The sequence below is a fragment of the Parazoarcus sp. PS-13 R2A genome (assembly GCF_057621855.1).
This window is the reverse complement of the sequence record NZ_JBYEXN010000002.1, coordinates 239,313-254,504: the sequence shown is the minus strand read 5'-3', so window position 1 is coordinate 254,504 and position 15,192 is coordinate 239,313. Positions and strand designations below refer to the sequence as shown.

The following is a 15,192-nucleotide window of genomic DNA, read 5'->3' as shown; positions in this document are numbered from 1 at the left end:
GGGATCACAAACCCCCACGACACGGTCTATGCTTGATAAGATCGCGGGTTCGCGCACGCACCCAAGTGTCTGATCGCAGTGCGATTTAGTGGCAGGAGCCTTCCATGTTCTACGGCATCACCGACCTGACGACCTTCATCCTCGGCACCATTTTCATCGTGTTGCTGCCGGGGCCGAACTCGCTCTATGTGATGTCGGTTGCCTCCCGCCTTGGCGTGGCTGCAGGCTACCGCGGCGCCTGTGGCATTTTTGTCGGTGACATGATCCTGATGATTCTCGCCACGACCGGCGCGGCCTCCCTGCTGCGGGCGACGCCCGAGCTTTTTCTGGTCATCAAGTATGCCGGTGCGGGCTACCTCGCCTGGCTCGGCCTGAGCCTGCTGCGCAGTTCGTTTTCAAGCTGGAAGCAGCGCGGCGAAGAATCCGGCGAAACCACGCCGCCCGTCACCAACGCATCCAGCCCCTTCCGCACCGCGCTGATGATCAGCCTGATGAACCCGAAGGCGATCCTGTTCTTCGTTTCCTTCTTCATCCAGTTCGTCGACCCGGGCTACGCCTGGCCGGGCCTGTCCTTCATCATTCTCGGCATCATCGTGCAGATCTGCAGCGCGCTGTACCTGTCGGCACTGATCTTCGGCGGCGTGCATCTGGCGCGGCAGTTCCGCCGCCGGCGCCGCCTTGCCGCTACCGCAACCGGCAGCGTCGGCGGACTGTTCATCGGTTTCGGTCTCAAACTGGCCAACGCCACGCTGGGATGAGCGTGGCGCGCAAGCGGTTCAGCGACCGTTGCTGAACAGGGCTTTGAGCTTTGCCGCATTCTGCGGGCTGGCCTGCTCGATGCCGGCCCATCCTGCCTCGTAGGCCTTGGCACGGAAGAGATTGACCTGCGCTTCCGGAAGCGCGTAGGTCTCGATGCCGGCCTTGGCCTGCTTTGCCTTCTCCTCGGTCGCGGTCGCCAGATCCTTTTCGTTCTGGGCTTCGGCCCACGCCAGCTGCTTCTCAAGGAAGGCACGCTGGGCCGCGTCGAGCTTCTTCCAGGTGCTCTGGTTCATGAAGAAACTGACTTCGACGTTGTAGAAACCGGGCTCCACGCGATACTTGGTTTTCTCCTGCCAGCCGAGATCGAACATCCCGATCGAAGGCCAGCCGTAACCATCAACCACCCCGCGCTCGAGCGCGGTATAGACCTCGCCCGGCGGCACCTGCAGCGGCGCGGCACCGACCGCCTGGAAGAAGGCACGATAGACCGGCACGCTGCGCAGCTTGAAGCCGGAGAAGTCGCTACCGCTCGGCTTCTTCGTGGTGTAGATGTGGTAATCAAGCCCGTCCGACACCCGCGCCAGCCAGACCATGTTCGCCTTCTGGCGATGAATGCCGTCGAGCAGCGCGTAACCACCGTTGGCACGGATCTCCGACATCGGCTTTTCGGCCAGCGTCATTGCCAGCGCCTCGGGCACGAGATTGGCGTGGAACACCCCCGTGCTGTTGGCGAGGTCCACCACCCCGGCACGCACTGCGTTGCCCACCTCGAACGGCGGCATGGACTCTGGACCGCCCACCACCCGGATCTGCATGATGCCCTTGCCCTCAGCGTTCACCTTGTCGACGAAGGCGTTGAAGCGCTGCGAGAAGAAGGTGTCCTTGCCAAAGGCGCTGACCGCCTTGAGCGTGATTTCCGCCGCCTGTGCGGAGGTGGCGAGCAGCGAGAGCAGCACACTGGCGGTGAGTATTCCGTATTTTCTCTGCATGGTAGATCTCCGTGGGGTTGGTTCAGTCGGATGGGTAACGCTCAGCTCATCAGCCGTGGCAGGCCGACAGCCAGCCACGGCACGGTGAAGATGAGGCCGAGGACGATCAACTCGATCACAAGGAAAGGGGTCGCTGCCGCATAGATCTGCGGCAGGCGGATGTGAGCCGGGGCAACGCTCTGCATCACCATCAGCAGCAGGCCGAAGGGCGGCGTAAGCAGCCCCATCTCCATCGCGATCAGCATCATCACCCCGAGCCAGACGGGGTCGATGCCAGCCGCAGAGGCCAGGGGCATGAAAAAGGGCAGCGTGATCATCATCATGCTGACCTGATCGATGACGCAGCCCAGGACCAGCAGCAGGAGCAGCATGCCGACGACCAGCATCACCGGCGACAGCTCGAGTTCGGTGATCAGCCCGAGCAGGCCCGACGTCGCGCCGGAGAAGCTGAGCAGCTGCGAGAAGGTGGTCGAGGCCACGAGCACGAACAGGATGATGACCGAGATGCGTGCCGTTTCCATCAGCGCCTTGAACAGTGCCGGCAGCGTCAGGGCACGATAGGCCATGGTCGCCACCACCGACGCCAGCGCGCCGATTGCCGCCGATTCCGTCGGCGATGCCCAGCCCGCCAGCATGCTGCCGACCACGGCAACAAAGATGCCGAGCAAGGGCACGACATCGCGCAGAAAGGGCCACCAGCGCGCCCAGCCGGCAATGTCCGGCGCGTCCTGTGCGTCGACCGGTGCCAGCTCGGGGTGAGCGCGGCAGCGCAGAATCACGTAGCCGAGAAAGCCGATCGACATCACCAGGCCGGGCAGGATGCCGCCGATCAGCAACTGGCCGATGGAGATGCCGGCCAGACTGCCCAGCATCACCGCCAGCGCCGAGGGCGGAATCAGCATCGCAATGCCGCCCACGGCCATGATCGGCCCCATGGCGAGCGTCGGGTGATAGCCGCGTCGCAGCATCTCGGGCAGCAGCGTACCGCCCATCATTGCCGTATTGGCGATGGTCGAACCGGACAGGGACGCGAAGGTCGTGCCGCCCAGCACCGCCACGACCGACAGGCGTCCGGGCAGGCGGGTGATCAGACGTTCGATGGCCTCGATCGCCCGGTAGGCGAGGCCGGTATGGAACAGCACCTCGCCCATCAGCACGAAGAGCGGGATCGGGGTGAGCGAGAAACTGCTGATCGAGCCTACCGAGTTGCGCACCAGTTGCCCGAGTCCTGCCTCGCCGCCGAGGAAGATCCAGGCGCCGAGCAGATTGACGCCGAGAAAGCCGAATGCAACCGGCACACCGATCAGCATCAGCGCAAACAGGGTGCCCAGCATCAGGGCAAGTGCTGCCTGCCATTCCATCTCAGCGCCCTCCGCGGCGACGCGTCGCCGCATGCAGCCGGCGTGCGAATTCAACCGTCAGCAGGATGAAGGCGAACCCCATGGGCAGGTTCAGCCACCACTCGGGAAAGATCAGGACCTTGAACACCATGCCGCCCTGCTGTGCGGAATCGAGCGCCACCACGACGCACTGCCACGCAAGCACCGCACTGATGAGCAATCCAAACGTATCGGTCAGCAGTTCGAGCCACCAGCGACCGACGGCAGACGAGGCCCGCAGCAGAATGTCGATGCGGATGTGGTCACCCACGTAGAGCAGCCAGGGGGCTGCGATGAAGGTGGCAAGCATGAGCATGTACTCGGTGACCTCGACACTCCATGTCAGCGAACCAAGGCCGAGATTGCGCATGAACACGTCGGCGCAGACGAGCAGCCCCATTGCACCGAAGAGCAGCGCCGACACCAGTCCACAGCCCGACATCAGGGCGTGATAGGCGCGGTTTGCGGGGGAGCGGAAGGCGGGCTGTGGATGCTGAGCAGTCATACGTTGGCACCTGCCGTAAAATTGATTTAGGCATCAACATATCAGCAGTAAATCTTCATGTCCACGCGCATTCATCGCGACTCGCCCACAAACCGTGCGACGCCGCGCAGCACTCCGCCGCCAGCGTAAAACCACAATCAAATCATGGCGATAGCGCCGCACCACGGGGGTGCAGGGAACACCCGCATGCACCCTAAAGGATCACGTTTCCGCGACCTGATCACACGCATGCTGCATAGCACAAAGGTCTATTCCATTGCAAAACAAGGCCTTGACGTTTTCCTTCGTCACGCGTTGAAGCTGGCATGATTGACGCTTGACTGTAACGGCGCAGTCACACATGAACCGGCAGTTCCGAACGCGCTTCTACGGCGTTTGCATGGCTTTCGCAGCATGCCTGAGGGGGCCGGTGCAGTGACGAGCAGATCTTTGAATGCCCTACAAAAAGTAAAGGAGACAGATCATGCCGAGCCGCCCTATCCACCACGTCCTTAACGACCGCAAATTCGTCTGCGTACCATTTGACATGCCCGTGCGGGAGGTCACCCGCCTGATGCTTCAGCACAACGAGAGCGCTGCACTCGTCACCGAGCATGGCATCCTGACCGGCATCTTCACCGAGCGCGACGCCACCTTTCGCGTGCTGGCCACCGGCATCGACGCCGACCTCACGCCGGTTGGCGCAGTGCTCACGCACAATCCCCAGGTCATCACCGAAGACCGTCCCTTCGGTCACGCCCTGCACATGATGTTCGAGGGCGGTTTCCGCCATGTACCGGTGGTGAACGCAAGCGGGCGGCCGACCGGCGTCGTGACCGCGCGCGACGCGCTCGGCCTCGAGGCCGAGGCCTTTGGCGCCGAACTCATCCGACGGGAAGAGATCACCGTCATTCTGTAAGTAAAGACGCCCTGTTTCCGCAACGGGGACAGGGCGCGTTCTGCTTCATTTCCGGAAACGGATCAGCCGGCAGGCACACATCGCGATCATCCGCGTCGCCTGCACCCGGCCATGGCCTACCTTCCCAGGGCCAGAATCCAGTCGACGAGACGGCGTGCATTGCCTTCAGTGATCGCAACCGCATTTGGCGGCATCGACAATCCGCTGACCTTGCCCTTCCAGTGGCTGCTGTAGGGGCTGGAGCCCTCAAGCACGATACGGGTCAGGAACTCGCCTGCGCCGGGCTTGCCTGCGTACTGCTTGCCCACGTCCTGCCACGCCGGCCCGATGGGCGCCAAACCGTTCGGCCCCGGCTTGCCCGATTCGATGCTGTGACAGGTCAGGCATCCGCTTGCGGAGGCGAGCTTCGTCATCTCGGCGTCGGCCATCGGGTCAGCTGCGTGCGAACTGGCAGCAAGGGCGAACACTGCAACACCTGCAAATGATCGAATGGAAATCACGTTAAAAGCTCCTTCTGGATGAATGCTGGTTGTTCCGGGGCGGAGACGGCGCACGAACCACCCGCGCCAGGGCACGGAAGCCGCCACCGCCCGCGTGCTGCCCGGTCATGCGGACCGGGCAGCATTCACATCAGGACTTGTGCAGCTTGAACACCCACACCGAGCCACCCTGCTCGAGCGTGTTGATGCGGCGGGCAACATCGCCCCCCCACAGCGGCACCGCACCGCCCCAGCCGGAAACGACAGCGATGTACTGCTCGCCATTCTCTTCCCAGGTCACCGGGGGCGCGATCACGCCGGAACCGGTCTGGAACTGCCACACTTCCTCACCCGTCGTGGCGTTGATCGCCTTCAGGTAACCCTCCGGCGTACCGTAGAACACGAGGTTGCCGGCGGTGGTCATCACGCCACCCCACAGCGGTGCGCTGTTCTTGACCTCCCACACGATCTTTCCGGACACCGGATCGACTGCGCGCAGCGAGCCGATGTAGTCCTCGTACAGCGGCTTGATGGTAAAACCGGCGCCCAGATAGGCTGCACCGCGCTTGTACGACACGGGCTCGTTCCAGATGTCCATGCCCCACTCGTTGGCCGGCACGTAGAAGAGACCGGTCTTCGGGCTGAAAGCCATCGGCATCTGGTTCTTGCCACCGAGGAAGGACGGTGCGGCGAACACCACCTCACCCTTCTGACCATCGCCCCCCCCTTCGGTGAAGGGGTTGCCCGGACGCTTGTCGTCGTTGTACATCGGACGGCCGGTCTTGAGGTCGTAACCCTTTGCCCAGTCGATGCGGCTCACGAAGGGGAAGGCATTGATCAGCTTGCCGTTGGTGCGGTCATTGACGAGGAAGAAGCCGTTCCGGTCGGCCTTGCCACCAGCCTTCACCATCTTGCCGGTCTTCGGATCGTTGTATTCGAAGGAGATGAATTCGTTCACCCCGTCGAAGTCCCAGCCGTCATGCGGCGTACCCTGGAAGTGCCACACGATCTTGCCGGTATCGGGATTGATCGCGATCGTGGAGGACGAATACAGGTTGTCGCCCGGACGCAGCCAGCTGTTCCACGGTGAGGGGTTGCCGGTGCCGATGTAGATCAGGTCGGTATCCGGATCATAGTAGGCCGCCTGCCAGGGTGCCGCGCCGCCGGTCTTCCACAGATCGCCGGGCCAGGTTGCGTTGGTCTTGCCGGAGATGCCGTTGTCGCTCGGCTTGCCGTCCTTGTCGAACTTCTGCCCCATGTGACCTTCGACCGTCGGTCGGGTCCAGATCAGCTTGCCGGTCTTGGCATCGCGCGCATCAACGCGGCCGACGACGCCGAACTCGCCGCCCGAGTTGCCGGTGATGACCATGCCCTTGACGATCTGCGGCGCAGCGGTAAAGGAGTAGCCCGCCTTGTAGTCCTCGATCGTCTCGCGCCACACCACCTTGCCGGTGTCCTTGTCCAGCGCCACGAGCTTGGCATCGAGCGTGCCGAAGATCACCAGGTTGTCGTAGATCGCGGCACCGCGGTTGATCACGTCACAGCACGGCATGATGCCGTCGGGCAGACGGGCCTCGTACTTCCACAGCTTCTCGCCGGTCTTGGCATCGAGCGCAAACAGACGGCTGTAGGAAGCCGTTACGTACATCTTGCCGTCGAAGATGAGGGGCTGGGATTGCTGACCGCGCTGCTTCTCGCCACCGAAGGAAAACGACCAGGCCGGAACGAGATCCTTCACCGTCTCCGTATTGACCTGCGTCAGCGGGCTGTAGCGCTGACCCTTGGTACCCAGACCGTGAGTGACCACCTGGGTGGTGATCGTGGCGTCGTTGACGATGTCGTCATTGGTGACTTCTTTCGCGGTGGCCTGCGTCGCCCCCAGCACCAGCAGCGCGCCGGCAATGACGCTCAGCCGGCGTGGTGCGGCAGACATCCTTGATCTTGTACTCATCGTTTTCCTCCTTGGTCTCTCGGTATTTGTCTCAGGCAAGCTCCTGCGGATCGTGCAGACACCGCAGACCTCCTGCCCTCCCCGTCTGCAAGCGTCATGCCATCCCGCAAGCACTGGCGCGCCGGTTCCACCCGGCGCCAGTGCCTGTATCAAATCAAGGCAAGTGCTCCAAAATGGAACACGAAACAACACATGGAACACCTGTGAAGCGTGCGAGTCCCGCGCCGGGCCTGCAGACCAAGGCGACTGGCACAGGCATTGCATGTAGACGCGCAAGAATGGCGCGGCACGAACCGCGCATCAGAGGAGACACAATGCGTCTGATCACACTGATCGCCGGCGCGGCCCTGGCATTCGCCCTGGCGCCGCTTGCGTCCGCAGCAGCTGAAAGCCCCGCGCAGGACCCGCTCGGTTCCTCGCGCTGGGGCGACATGAAGCGCGAGTTCTTCCGCGACGAACGGGTCGTCTTCGATGAGCGCGTGAAGGTGTCCGCGCCCGCCACCGCAGAGGACGCCATGAACGTGCCGGTCAAGGTCGATGCCAGCGCGCTCGCCGGGGTCGAGGAAGTGCTCGTCTTCGCCGACTTCAACCCCATCGTGAAGGCGCTCAGCTTTGAACCCGGACAGGCACGCAGCGTCCTCGGCTTCCGCCTCAAGCTGCAGCAATCGACCCCGGTTCGCGCTGCGGCGCGCACGGCGGATGGCGTCTGGCATGTCGGCGGCACCTGGGTCAATACCACCGGAGGCGGCTGCACCCTGCCCTCGACCGGCGCCGGATCGCCGGAGTGGGAACAGCGCCTGAACGAGGTCAGCGCACGCCTGTGGCCACGCATCGATGGCGGCACGCGGCTGCGGCTGCAGGTGATCCATCCGATGGATACCGGACTGGCCCCGGGCATTCCGGTGTTTCACATCGATGAACTGGGCGTGCTGCTGGCCGGAGGCGAGCAGCTGATGATGATCCGTCCGGCCGAACCCGTTGCCGAGAATCCGCTGTTCACCATCGACATCCCGCCCGGCGTCCTCGGCACCGGCGCACTGAAGGTGAGCGGACGCGACAACAACGGCAACCGCATCGACGCAGAGGTAGCGCAATGAGCAGCCGGCACATCGCGCCCCGTGTCCCGAAGCTGATCGCGGCCATCGCGCTCGGCCTGCATGCCGTGCTGTTCTCTCCCGCCACGCTCGCCGCAGCCTTCGACTACGAACTCGCACCGCAGAAGATTGCCGACGGGGTCTACGTGCTGGTCGGCCTCAAGGAGGACTTCTCCTTCGACAATGGCGGCAACATCGTGAACACCGGCTTCATCGTCGGCCCCAGCGGCATCACCGTGATCGACACCGGCTCGTCAAAGCGCTACGGCGAGCAGCTGCGCGACGCCATCGCCCGCATCAGCCCCTTGCCGATCGTGAAGGTGATCAACACCCACCATCATCCGGACCATTTCCTCGGCAATCAGGCCTTCCCTCCCGACACGCTGTCGGCCACCCCGGTGACCTTGCTGGGGATCAGCGACGAAGGCCCGGCCTTTCTCGACAACATGTACCGCCTCAACGGCGACTGGATGCTCGAAACCGAGATCGCCGCACCGCACGCCGCGCTCGCTGCGGGCCGGATCGACGCCGGCGGGCGCACACTCGAACTCATTGCCTTGAGCGGCCACACCCCGGCCGACCTTGCCGTGCTCGACATCGCCAGCGGCACCCTGTTCGCCTCCGATCTGGTGTTCAACGGCCGTGCACCCACTACGCCACATGCCAGCATCGACCAGTGGCTGAAGGCCCTGGATCAGCTGCAGCAGATCGACTTCCGCCACATCGTCCCCGGACACGGCGACCCTGCCACCGACAAGGCGCCCATCGAGCAGACCCGCCGCTACCTGCAGTGGCTGCAGCAGTCCATCCGTGAGGGCGCCGAACAAGGGCTGGACATGACCGAGATGCTGGCACGGCCGGTACCGGCCGAGTTCTCCGGCCTTGCCGAGGTATCGCGCGAATACCTGCGCTCGGTGACCCATCTGTACCCGGCGGCGGAGCAGGCCGCGCTGAGCCGAGGCAGCCGCAAATGATTCGCCCTGAGCACCGAATGTCGACGACGGAGACGCATCCGCGATGAAGACCGACACCGGCAGCACACCCCAGCAACCGCAGCGGGGCGGTATCCGCCTCAGCCTGCATGCGCGCCTCAGCCTGATCATCACCGTTCTGCTCGCGCTTGCACTGATGGCAGGCGCGGCCGTGTGGACGAGTGAAGCCCGCAATACCATCCATGAGGAAACCGAGGCGGCCAATCGCGTCACAGCTCAGTGGCTCAGCGTGCTGGTCGCCGAAACCCGGCGCGACCCGCTGCAGGCCGAAACCCATCTGGTGTCCGCCCTGCACGAAATCGGCCGCATCCGCGCCCATGTGATCGAGGCGAACACGACCAGCGGCGAACTCGTCTATCGCTCGCCCGGCCCCACCTACAAGGCCGGGCGAAGCGCCCCGGAATGGTTTGCCGCACGCCTCACGCCCCAGTTGCCGCTGCGCCATTTCGCCACCGGAGACCTGCAGCTGAGCCTGATCCCCGACCCGTCGCGCTCGGTGCTCGACGCATGGGACGACCTCCGCGCCCTGTCGGGCTGGTGCCTGGCCCTGCTCCTGCTGGCCTGGGTCGGCAGTCACGCTGCACTCAACCGTGCGCTGCAGCCGCTGCGGGAGATTGACGACGCGTTCGCACGGGGCGCGGCAGGTCATTTCGACCGCCGCCTTGCCGTGGATGGTGTGCCCGAGCTCGATCGCCTGGCGCACAGCTACAACCTGCTGGCCGAACGGCTCGACCACAGCCTGGCCAACAACACCCGGCTCGAAGCGGACCAGCGTTTCGCACGCGCGCTGCAAAGCCATCTGGAAGAGGATCGCCGAGCCATCGCGCGCGAGCTGCATGATGAACTCGCGCAGGGCATCACCGCCGTGCGCGCCATCGCAGGCGCGATTCAGCAGCGCAGCGCCGACCAGCCCGGCATCCATGGCAGCGCTCAGGCCATCGTTTCCATGGCGGGTCAGATGCATGACGGGGTGCGCGCAATCCTGCAGCGCCTGCGCCCGCCCAGTCTCGGCCACGGCGGCGTCGATGAGGCAGTGAAGACCCTGTGCGAACAATGGTCCACGCTGCATCCCGACATCCGCCTCAAGTGCAGCACCGAGACGCCGGGGCGCGAAGTCGACGATGCGCTGCAGCTCACGGTGCAGCGCCTGCTGCAGGAGGGGCTGACCAACGTGGTACGCCACGCCGGCGCCAGCCAGGTCGAGGTCGCGCTGCACTGCGCGGACAGCAGCATCGAGCTGCGCATCACCGACAACGGCTGCGGCCTCGGTGCGCCCTGCACTGACGACCGCCCGCGTTACGGCCTGACCGGCATGCAGGAACGCACGCTGGCACTCGGCGGCGAACTGCGCTTCGAGCCCGCGCCCCGGGGCGGGCTGAGCGTTTGCGCCACCCTGCCCCTGCACACCCCCACGGAGACCACGACATGACATCGCTGAACGGACTGCGCATCCTGCTCGCCGACGATCACGCCATCGTCCGCATGGGCTTCCGCCTGCTGATCGAAGGCGCCGGCGCCACCGTCGTCGCCGAAGCCAACAGCGGCGAAACCGCACTGACCCTGCATGCCGAACACCGGCCCGACGCCCTGGTAATGGATGTATCGATGCCCGGCATGGGCGGGCTCGCCGCGCTCGAACGCCTGCTCGCCCATGACCGCGATGCCCGGGTACTGATGCTGTCGGCGCACGAGGACACCCAGATTCCGTCGCGTGCCCTGCAGGCCGGCGCCACGGGCTATCTCTCCAAGCGCGCTGATCCGGCCGAGCTGATCAGGGCAATCGCTGCGGTGGCGGGCGGTCAGCGCTATATCGACGCCGATCTCGCGCCACGCCTCGCGCTCGCCTGCCTGGGCAACAGCAGCGACCCGGCGGACACGCTGACGGGCAAGGAATTCAGCGTGTTCCTGCAGCTCGCCCGCGGGCACTCAGTGACCGAAGTCGCCAGCACGCTCAAGCTCAGCGCCAGCACCGTAGGCACCCACCTGTATCACATCAAGCAGAAGCTCAACGCCGCAAACGCCGCAGAGCTGGCACTGATCGCGGTGCGCTCAGGCCTGGTGGAAGCCTGAGCGGAAGCGCCTCAGCGGTAGACCAGGTCGCGCAGGGCCAGGCTCAGCTGCGGCACATAAGTGATCAGCAGCAGGCAGGCGACGACCGTGCCGACAAAGGGCAGCAGGGGGCGGATCAGGCGCTCCAGCGGTACCCTGGCAATGGAGCCGGCAGCGAACAGGTTCACCCCGAACGGCGGGGTGATCATGCCCAGTGCCAGGTTGATCACCATGATGATGCCGAAGTGCACCGGATCGATGCCAAAGGCCACTGCCACCGGCAGCAGCAGCGGCGCCAGCACGACGATCGAGGCCGACGTCTCGATGAACATGCCGATCACGAACAGCGCCGCATTCACGCCCAGCAGAAAGCTGACCTTGTCGCTGAAGACCTGCGCCAGCCACTGGCCGAGCGCATCCGGCACGCCAGCGCGGTTGAGCAGAAAGCCGAACACGCCCGCATTGGCGATGATGAACATGATGGTCGCGGTCGACACCACCGAGCGATGCAGGGTGGCGGACAGCGTGGAAAAGCTGATGCGCCGGTAGATCAGCATGCCCACCACCACCGCGTACACCACCGCAACCACCGACGCCTCGGTCGGGGTGAAGATGCCGCCGTAGATGCCGCCCAGAATGATGGCCGGCATCAGCAGGGCCAGCCACGCGCGCTTGAACGCCGGCCACAGTGCGAGACGGCCCTCGCCGTCTTCGAGCCCCAGACCATTGCGGCGGGCGTACAGCCACACGTAGGCCATCAGCGCACCAGCGATCAGGATGCCCGGCACCACACCGGCAATGAACAGCTCGCCGGTGGAGGTGTCGGTGGAAACCGCAAACAGGATCATCGGAATCGAGGGCGGAATGATCACGCCCAGCTCGGCCGCGGTCGCCTGCAGCGAGGCGGCAAAGGGCGCAGGGTAGCCGTGGCGCACCATGGCCGGAATCAGGATCGCGCCGACCGCAAACGTGGTGGCGACGCTGGAGCCCGCGACCGCGGCGAAGATCATGCAGGTGAGGACACAGGCCATCGCCAGCCCGCCCTGCACGCCGCCAACCAAGCTCTTGGCGAACTCGACCATGCGTTCGGAGATGCCGCCGGCCTCCATCAGGTTGCCGGCCAGAATGAAGAAGGGAATCGCGACCAGCGGATACTTGTCGAGCGCGGCATAGAGCTGCTGCGCCACCACCAGCGAGGGCAGGTTTGCCGCACTCACGCCCGCCATGGCCCCCAGGCCGATCGACACCGCAATCGGCACCGTCAGGCCGAAGAACACGAGCATCGAGACAATCATCAACTGGGACATGGTGGGGCTACCGCATTGTTCGTGAAAAGGTGGATCGGGTCGGGCGGGTGTCAGCCCTGAGCGTCGTTACGCAGGGCCGGGGTCTCGGCGCTGTCGCCGAGCCGGGCCAGGACGGCGATCGCGGCCAGCGCGGCGCCAATCGGGATGGCGACGTAGACCCAGGAAATTGAAATGTCGAGACTGGGCACGGTCTGAAAGCGCACCCGCCAGGTCATCTGACCGCCAATCCAGGCAAGGAAGCCGAGGAATCCGGCGCAGATCAGGCTCACCAGCAGGTCGAGCCAGCGCCGGTAGAACGTGCCGAGCAGATTGCGCAGCAACTCCACCCCGAGCATCATGCCCTGGCGAAAGGCCAGCGCGACGCCAAGCAGGACGGTCCAGATCAGCAGCGCGCGGGTGAGCACCTCGCTCCAGTCTGCCGGCGCTTCGAGCACGAAGCGCGCGATGACCTGCCAGAAGCCGGCTGCAACCGCAGCGACCAGAAACAGCTGGGCGAGGATGGACACGCTCTTGAACAGGATGCGGTCCAGACGACGAATCAAAGTCATTTTGCTGCCCGGAAAAAACAATGTCGGCCCTCAGGCCGACAGATGCACGGGGCATGCGGCGGGCCCGCGAGGGCCGGCAGCATGCGTTTGCCGCACGGGACTCAGCGGGTGTTCCTGATCGACTCGATCAGCGCCTTGTCGAATTTCTTGTAGTACTCGGGGTACACCGGCGCCATCGCATCCTCGAAGGACTTGCGATCAACCTTGGTCACGATTTCCATGCCTTCGGCCTTGAGCTGCTCCACACCGGTCTTCTCGACGTTGTCGACGAAGTCGCGCATGGCCTGCGAAGCCTTCCTGGCGGCTTCGAGGAACTGCTGCTTGTCGGCGTCCGACAGACCTTCGTAGACCGTCGGCGAAACCACGATCACCGTCGGCGCATAGACGTGGCCGGTCAGCGACAGGTGCTTCTGCAGCTGCGACAGCTTGGCCGAGGTGATGACCGACAGCGGGTTTTCCTGACCGTCGATGGTGCCCTGCTGCAGCGCAGTGGCCACTTCCGGCCAGGCCATCGGCGTCGGCAGGATGCCGATCTGGCGGAACGCGAGAATGTGGATCTGGTTTTCGGTAGTGCGGATCTTCAGGCCCTTGGCATCGGCCGCGCTGGCCACCGGGCGCTTGCTGTTGGTGAGGTGACGGAAGCCCTGCTCACCCCAGGCCAGTGCAACCAGACCGCGCTTCGAGAATTCGGACAGCATGTCCTGGCCGATCTTGCCGTCGAGCACCTTGCGTGCGTGCGCGAGGTCGCGCATCAGGAAGGGGATGTCGAACACGCCGGTCTGCGGCACGAAGTTGAGCGTCGCGCCGGTCGACAGGATGGCCGCGTCGATCGTACCGAGCTGCAGGCCTTCGATGACTTCGCGCTCGCCACCGAGTGCACTGTTGGCGAACTGCTGCACCTTGAACTTGCCCTTGCTGGACGTCTCGAGTGACTTCGAGAACGCTTCGCCACCCGCACCGTAGTGCGAACTGGCCGACAGCGCATACGCCATCTTGAGGGTGGTTTCCGCTGCTGCGGGCGCTGCGGGCGCTGCGGCGCCGACACCGGCGATGGCGGTAAAGGCTGCAAAAATGGGGGCAAGCCAGGGTTTGCGCATCGAATATCTCCGGGGAATTTCTGAAAACATGCCGATCAGATCAGCAAAAATACGGCGGCAATGCGAAGAGGATCAGCCCCCTTCGCCGCACGAAGCCGGCAATGCTACGCCGCTCAAGACCTCGCTTCAAGAACGCATTGAAAAACAGGCCTGTACGCCACGCCCCCGGGCGCACCATCGGAGCCGAGCCGGAAATGCAATCGACATTTTCCGCCGCACCGAGCACAGACTGTCGCGGCAGACCTCGCACACAGCGCACCGGTCTGCGTGGGCCACACCCGGCCCGCCGCCCTGTTCCTGCGCCCGCAGCATTCTCCTCATCGATCACCTCCCGCTGGCGCATCACGCATAATGGGCCCCCAGCTCCGCGATGGCCTTGGCGTCGCGGGCGAAGCAGAGCCGCAAACGGCCACCGCCCTTTACCTCACAGGAAGACAACATGATCAGCTTCTACTACTCCCCCGCCCCCAACCCGTTGAAGGTTGCCCTTTTCCTTGAAGAGGCCGGACTCGATTACGAAGTGTTGCCGGTCGACACCCGCAAGGGCGAACAGCACGACGCCGCATTCAAGGCCCTCAACCCCAACGCCAAGGTCCCGGTGATCGTCGATGGCGAGGCCGTGGTGTTCGACAGCAATGCAATCCTCCTGTATCTCGCACAGAAGACGGGCAAGTTCCTCCCGGCGGACACGCCCGCGGCACGCGGTCAGATGAACTCCTGGCTGATGTTCGTCGCCAGCGGCATCGGCCCCTTCAGCGGCCAGGCCGTGCATTTCAAGCACTACGCGCCGGGCGAGCATCCCTACGCGGTGAACCGCTACGACTTCGAAGCATCGCGTCACTGGCATATCGTGAACGAGCACCTCGCGACCCGCCGCTACATGCTGGGCGACGACTACACCCTGGTCGACATGGCACTGTGGGGCTGGGCGCGCGTCGCCCCCTTCGTGCTGGGTGAGGAGGCGTGGAACGCGCTGCCCAACGTCAAGCGCCTGCTCGACGAGATCAATGCACGTCCGGCGGCACAGCGCGCCGAAGCGCTCAAGTCGCGCTTCACGTTCAAGGCCGAGATGGACGACGAGGCCAACAAGGCGATGTTCCCGCAGAACGCGCGGCTGCAGGGCTGATCACTTTGCGCTTGCGGGG

The 15,192-nt window shown here is 64.6% G+C and carries 15 protein-coding genes; 7 read left to right on the top strand and 8 right to left on the bottom strand.

Annotated elements, in window-relative coordinates; genetic code table 11:
- Window positions 1-104: 104 nt before the first annotated feature.
- Window positions 105-758, top strand: coding sequence for a leucine efflux protein LeuE (gene leuE, locus AC22G6_RS03040; RefSeq protein ID WP_487365568.1), 654 nt, complete (start codon window positions 105-107; stop codon window positions 756-758).
- 18 nt (window positions 759-776) lie between these two features.
- Here leuE and dctP read toward each other — a convergent pair whose 3' ends face one another.
- From dctP to AC22G6_RS03025, 3 genes are read right to left on the bottom strand one after another with little or no spacing between them, the layout of a single operon-like run.
- On the bottom strand, window positions 777-1,748 hold the full coding sequence (gene dctP / locus AC22G6_RS03035; protein ID WP_487365567.1) for a TRAP transporter substrate-binding protein DctP: 972 nt from the start codon (window positions 1,746-1,748) through the stop codon (window positions 777-779).
- Between the two features lie 41 nt (window positions 1,749-1,789).
- Window positions 1,790-3,109, bottom strand: a complete 1,320-nt coding sequence (locus AC22G6_RS03030; protein WP_487365566.1) for a TRAP transporter large permease — start codon at window positions 3,107-3,109, stop codon at window positions 1,790-1,792.
- Window position 3,110: 1 nt separating this feature from the next.
- Complete coding sequence (locus AC22G6_RS03025) at window positions 3,111-3,632, bottom strand: TRAP transporter small permease (protein WP_487365565.1); 522 nt, start codon at window positions 3,630-3,632, stop codon at window positions 3,111-3,113.
- Between the two features lie 463 nt (window positions 3,633-4,095).
- Here AC22G6_RS03025 and AC22G6_RS03020 point away from each other — a divergent pair, with 463 nt between their 5' ends.
- Window positions 4,096-4,530 (top strand): CBS domain-containing protein, encoded by a 435-nt coding sequence (locus AC22G6_RS03020; protein WP_487365564.1) that lies wholly within the window; start codon window positions 4,096-4,098, stop codon window positions 4,528-4,530.
- 116 nt (window positions 4,531-4,646) lie between these two features.
- On the opposite strand, the gene AC22G6_RS03015 is transcribed toward AC22G6_RS03020, so the two are convergent.
- Together AC22G6_RS03015 and AC22G6_RS03010 are read right to left on the bottom strand one after the other, a co-directional pair.
- Window positions 4,647-5,030, bottom strand: a complete 384-nt coding sequence (locus AC22G6_RS03015) for a c-type cytochrome (RefSeq protein ID WP_487365563.1) — start codon at window positions 5,028-5,030, stop codon at window positions 4,647-4,649.
- A 130-nt stretch (window positions 5,031-5,160) separates the two neighbouring features.
- Window positions 5,161-6,960 (bottom strand): PQQ-dependent methanol/ethanol family dehydrogenase, encoded by a 1,800-nt coding sequence (locus tag AC22G6_RS03010; RefSeq protein ID WP_108949134.1) that lies wholly within the window; start codon window positions 6,958-6,960, stop codon window positions 5,161-5,163.
- Window positions 6,961-7,274: 314 nt separating this feature from the next.
- On the opposite strand from AC22G6_RS03010, the gene AC22G6_RS03005 reads away from it, so the two are divergent.
- From AC22G6_RS03005 to AC22G6_RS02990, 4 genes are read left to right on the top strand one after another with little or no spacing between them, the layout of a single operon-like run.
- A complete protein-coding gene (locus tag AC22G6_RS03005; RefSeq protein WP_487365562.1) occupies window positions 7,275-8,057 on the top strand; it encodes a quinoprotein dehydrogenase-associated SoxYZ-like carrier in 783 nt (260 codons plus the stop codon).
- Window positions 8,054-9,028, top strand: coding sequence for a quinoprotein relay system zinc metallohydrolase 1 (locus AC22G6_RS03000; protein ID WP_487365561.1), 975 nt, complete (start codon window positions 8,054-8,056; stop codon window positions 9,026-9,028). Before AC22G6_RS03005 ends, AC22G6_RS03000 begins: the two co-directional genes overlap by 4 nt.
- A gap of 43 nt (window positions 9,029-9,071) precedes the next feature.
- The gene (locus tag AC22G6_RS02995) at window positions 9,072-10,475 is read left to right on the top strand and encodes a histidine kinase (RefSeq protein ID WP_487365560.1); all 1,404 of its coding nucleotides are present in this window, start codon (window positions 9,072-9,074) and stop codon (window positions 10,473-10,475) included.
- On the top strand, window positions 10,472-11,116 hold the full coding sequence (locus AC22G6_RS02990) for a response regulator (protein WP_487365559.1): 645 nt from the start codon (window positions 10,472-10,474) through the stop codon (window positions 11,114-11,116). Before AC22G6_RS02995 ends, AC22G6_RS02990 begins: the two co-directional genes overlap by 4 nt.
- An 11-nt stretch (window positions 11,117-11,127) precedes the next feature.
- Here AC22G6_RS02990 and AC22G6_RS02985 read toward each other — a convergent pair whose 3' ends face one another.
- The 3 genes from AC22G6_RS02985 to AC22G6_RS02975 all read right to left on the bottom strand — a co-directional run bounded on the left by AC22G6_RS02985 (window position 11,128) and on the right by AC22G6_RS02975 (window position 14,047).
- Entirely contained in the window at window positions 11,128-12,402 is a 1,275-nt protein-coding gene (locus tag AC22G6_RS02985; RefSeq protein WP_487365558.1) for a TRAP transporter large permease, read from the bottom strand.
- A 50-nt stretch (window positions 12,403-12,452) separates the two neighbouring features.
- Window positions 12,453-12,950, bottom strand: coding sequence for a TRAP transporter small permease (locus AC22G6_RS02980; protein WP_487365557.1), 498 nt, complete (start codon window positions 12,948-12,950; stop codon window positions 12,453-12,455).
- A 101-nt stretch (window positions 12,951-13,051) separates the two neighbouring features.
- Window positions 13,052-14,047, bottom strand: coding sequence for a TRAP transporter substrate-binding protein (locus tag AC22G6_RS02975; protein ID WP_487365556.1), 996 nt, complete (start codon window positions 14,045-14,047; stop codon window positions 13,052-13,054).
- A 439-nt stretch (window positions 14,048-14,486) separates the two neighbouring features.
- On the opposite strand from AC22G6_RS02975, the gene AC22G6_RS02970 reads away from it, so the two are divergent.
- Window positions 14,487-15,173 (top strand): glutathione S-transferase family protein, encoded by a 687-nt coding sequence (locus tag AC22G6_RS02970; RefSeq protein WP_487365555.1) that lies wholly within the window; start codon window positions 14,487-14,489, stop codon window positions 15,171-15,173.
- Window positions 15,174-15,192: the final 19 nt, after the last annotated feature.

Bases quoted from the DNA above. Each gene is read 5' to 3' on its own strand.
- AC22G6_RS02980 (WP_487365557.1), bottom strand. From the start codon at position 12,950: ATGACTTTGATTCGTCGTCTGGACCGCATCCTGTTCAAGAGCGTGTCC.
- AC22G6_RS02970 (WP_487365555.1), top strand. From the start codon at position 14,487: ATGATCAGCTTCTACTACTCCCCCGCCCCCAACCCGTTGAAGGTTGCC.
- AC22G6_RS02975 (WP_487365556.1), bottom strand. From the start codon at position 14,047: ATGCGCAAACCCTGGCTTGCCCCCATTTTTGCAGCCTTTACCGCCATC.
- AC22G6_RS03030 (WP_487365566.1), bottom strand. From the start codon at position 3,109: ATGGAATGGCAGGCAGCACTTGCCCTGATGCTGGGCACCCTGTTTGCG.
- leuE (WP_487365568.1), top strand. From the start codon at position 105: ATGTTCTACGGCATCACCGACCTGACGACCTTCATCCTCGGCACCATT.
- AC22G6_RS03025 (WP_487365565.1), bottom strand. From the start codon at position 3,632: ATGACTGCTCAGCATCCACAGCCCGCCTTCCGCTCCCCCGCAAACCGC.
- AC22G6_RS03000 (WP_487365561.1), top strand. From the start codon at position 8,054: ATGAGCAGCCGGCACATCGCGCCCCGTGTCCCGAAGCTGATCGCGGCC.
- AC22G6_RS02990 (WP_487365559.1), top strand. From the start codon at position 10,472: ATGACATCGCTGAACGGACTGCGCATCCTGCTCGCCGACGATCACGCC.
- AC22G6_RS03010 (WP_108949134.1), bottom strand. From the start codon at position 6,960: ATGAGTACAAGATCAAGGATGTCTGCCGCACCACGCCGGCTGAGCGTC.
- AC22G6_RS02995 (WP_487365560.1), top strand. From the start codon at position 9,072: ATGAAGACCGACACCGGCAGCACACCCCAGCAACCGCAGCGGGGCGGT.
- dctP (WP_487365567.1), bottom strand. From the start codon at position 1,748: ATGCAGAGAAAATACGGAATACTCACCGCCAGTGTGCTGCTCTCGCTG.
- AC22G6_RS03005 (WP_487365562.1), top strand. From the start codon at position 7,275: ATGCGTCTGATCACACTGATCGCCGGCGCGGCCCTGGCATTCGCCCTG.
- AC22G6_RS02985 (WP_487365558.1), bottom strand. From the start codon at position 12,402: ATGTCCCAGTTGATGATTGTCTCGATGCTCGTGTTCTTCGGCCTGACG.
- AC22G6_RS03020 (WP_487365564.1), top strand. From the start codon at position 4,096: ATGCCGAGCCGCCCTATCCACCACGTCCTTAACGACCGCAAATTCGTC.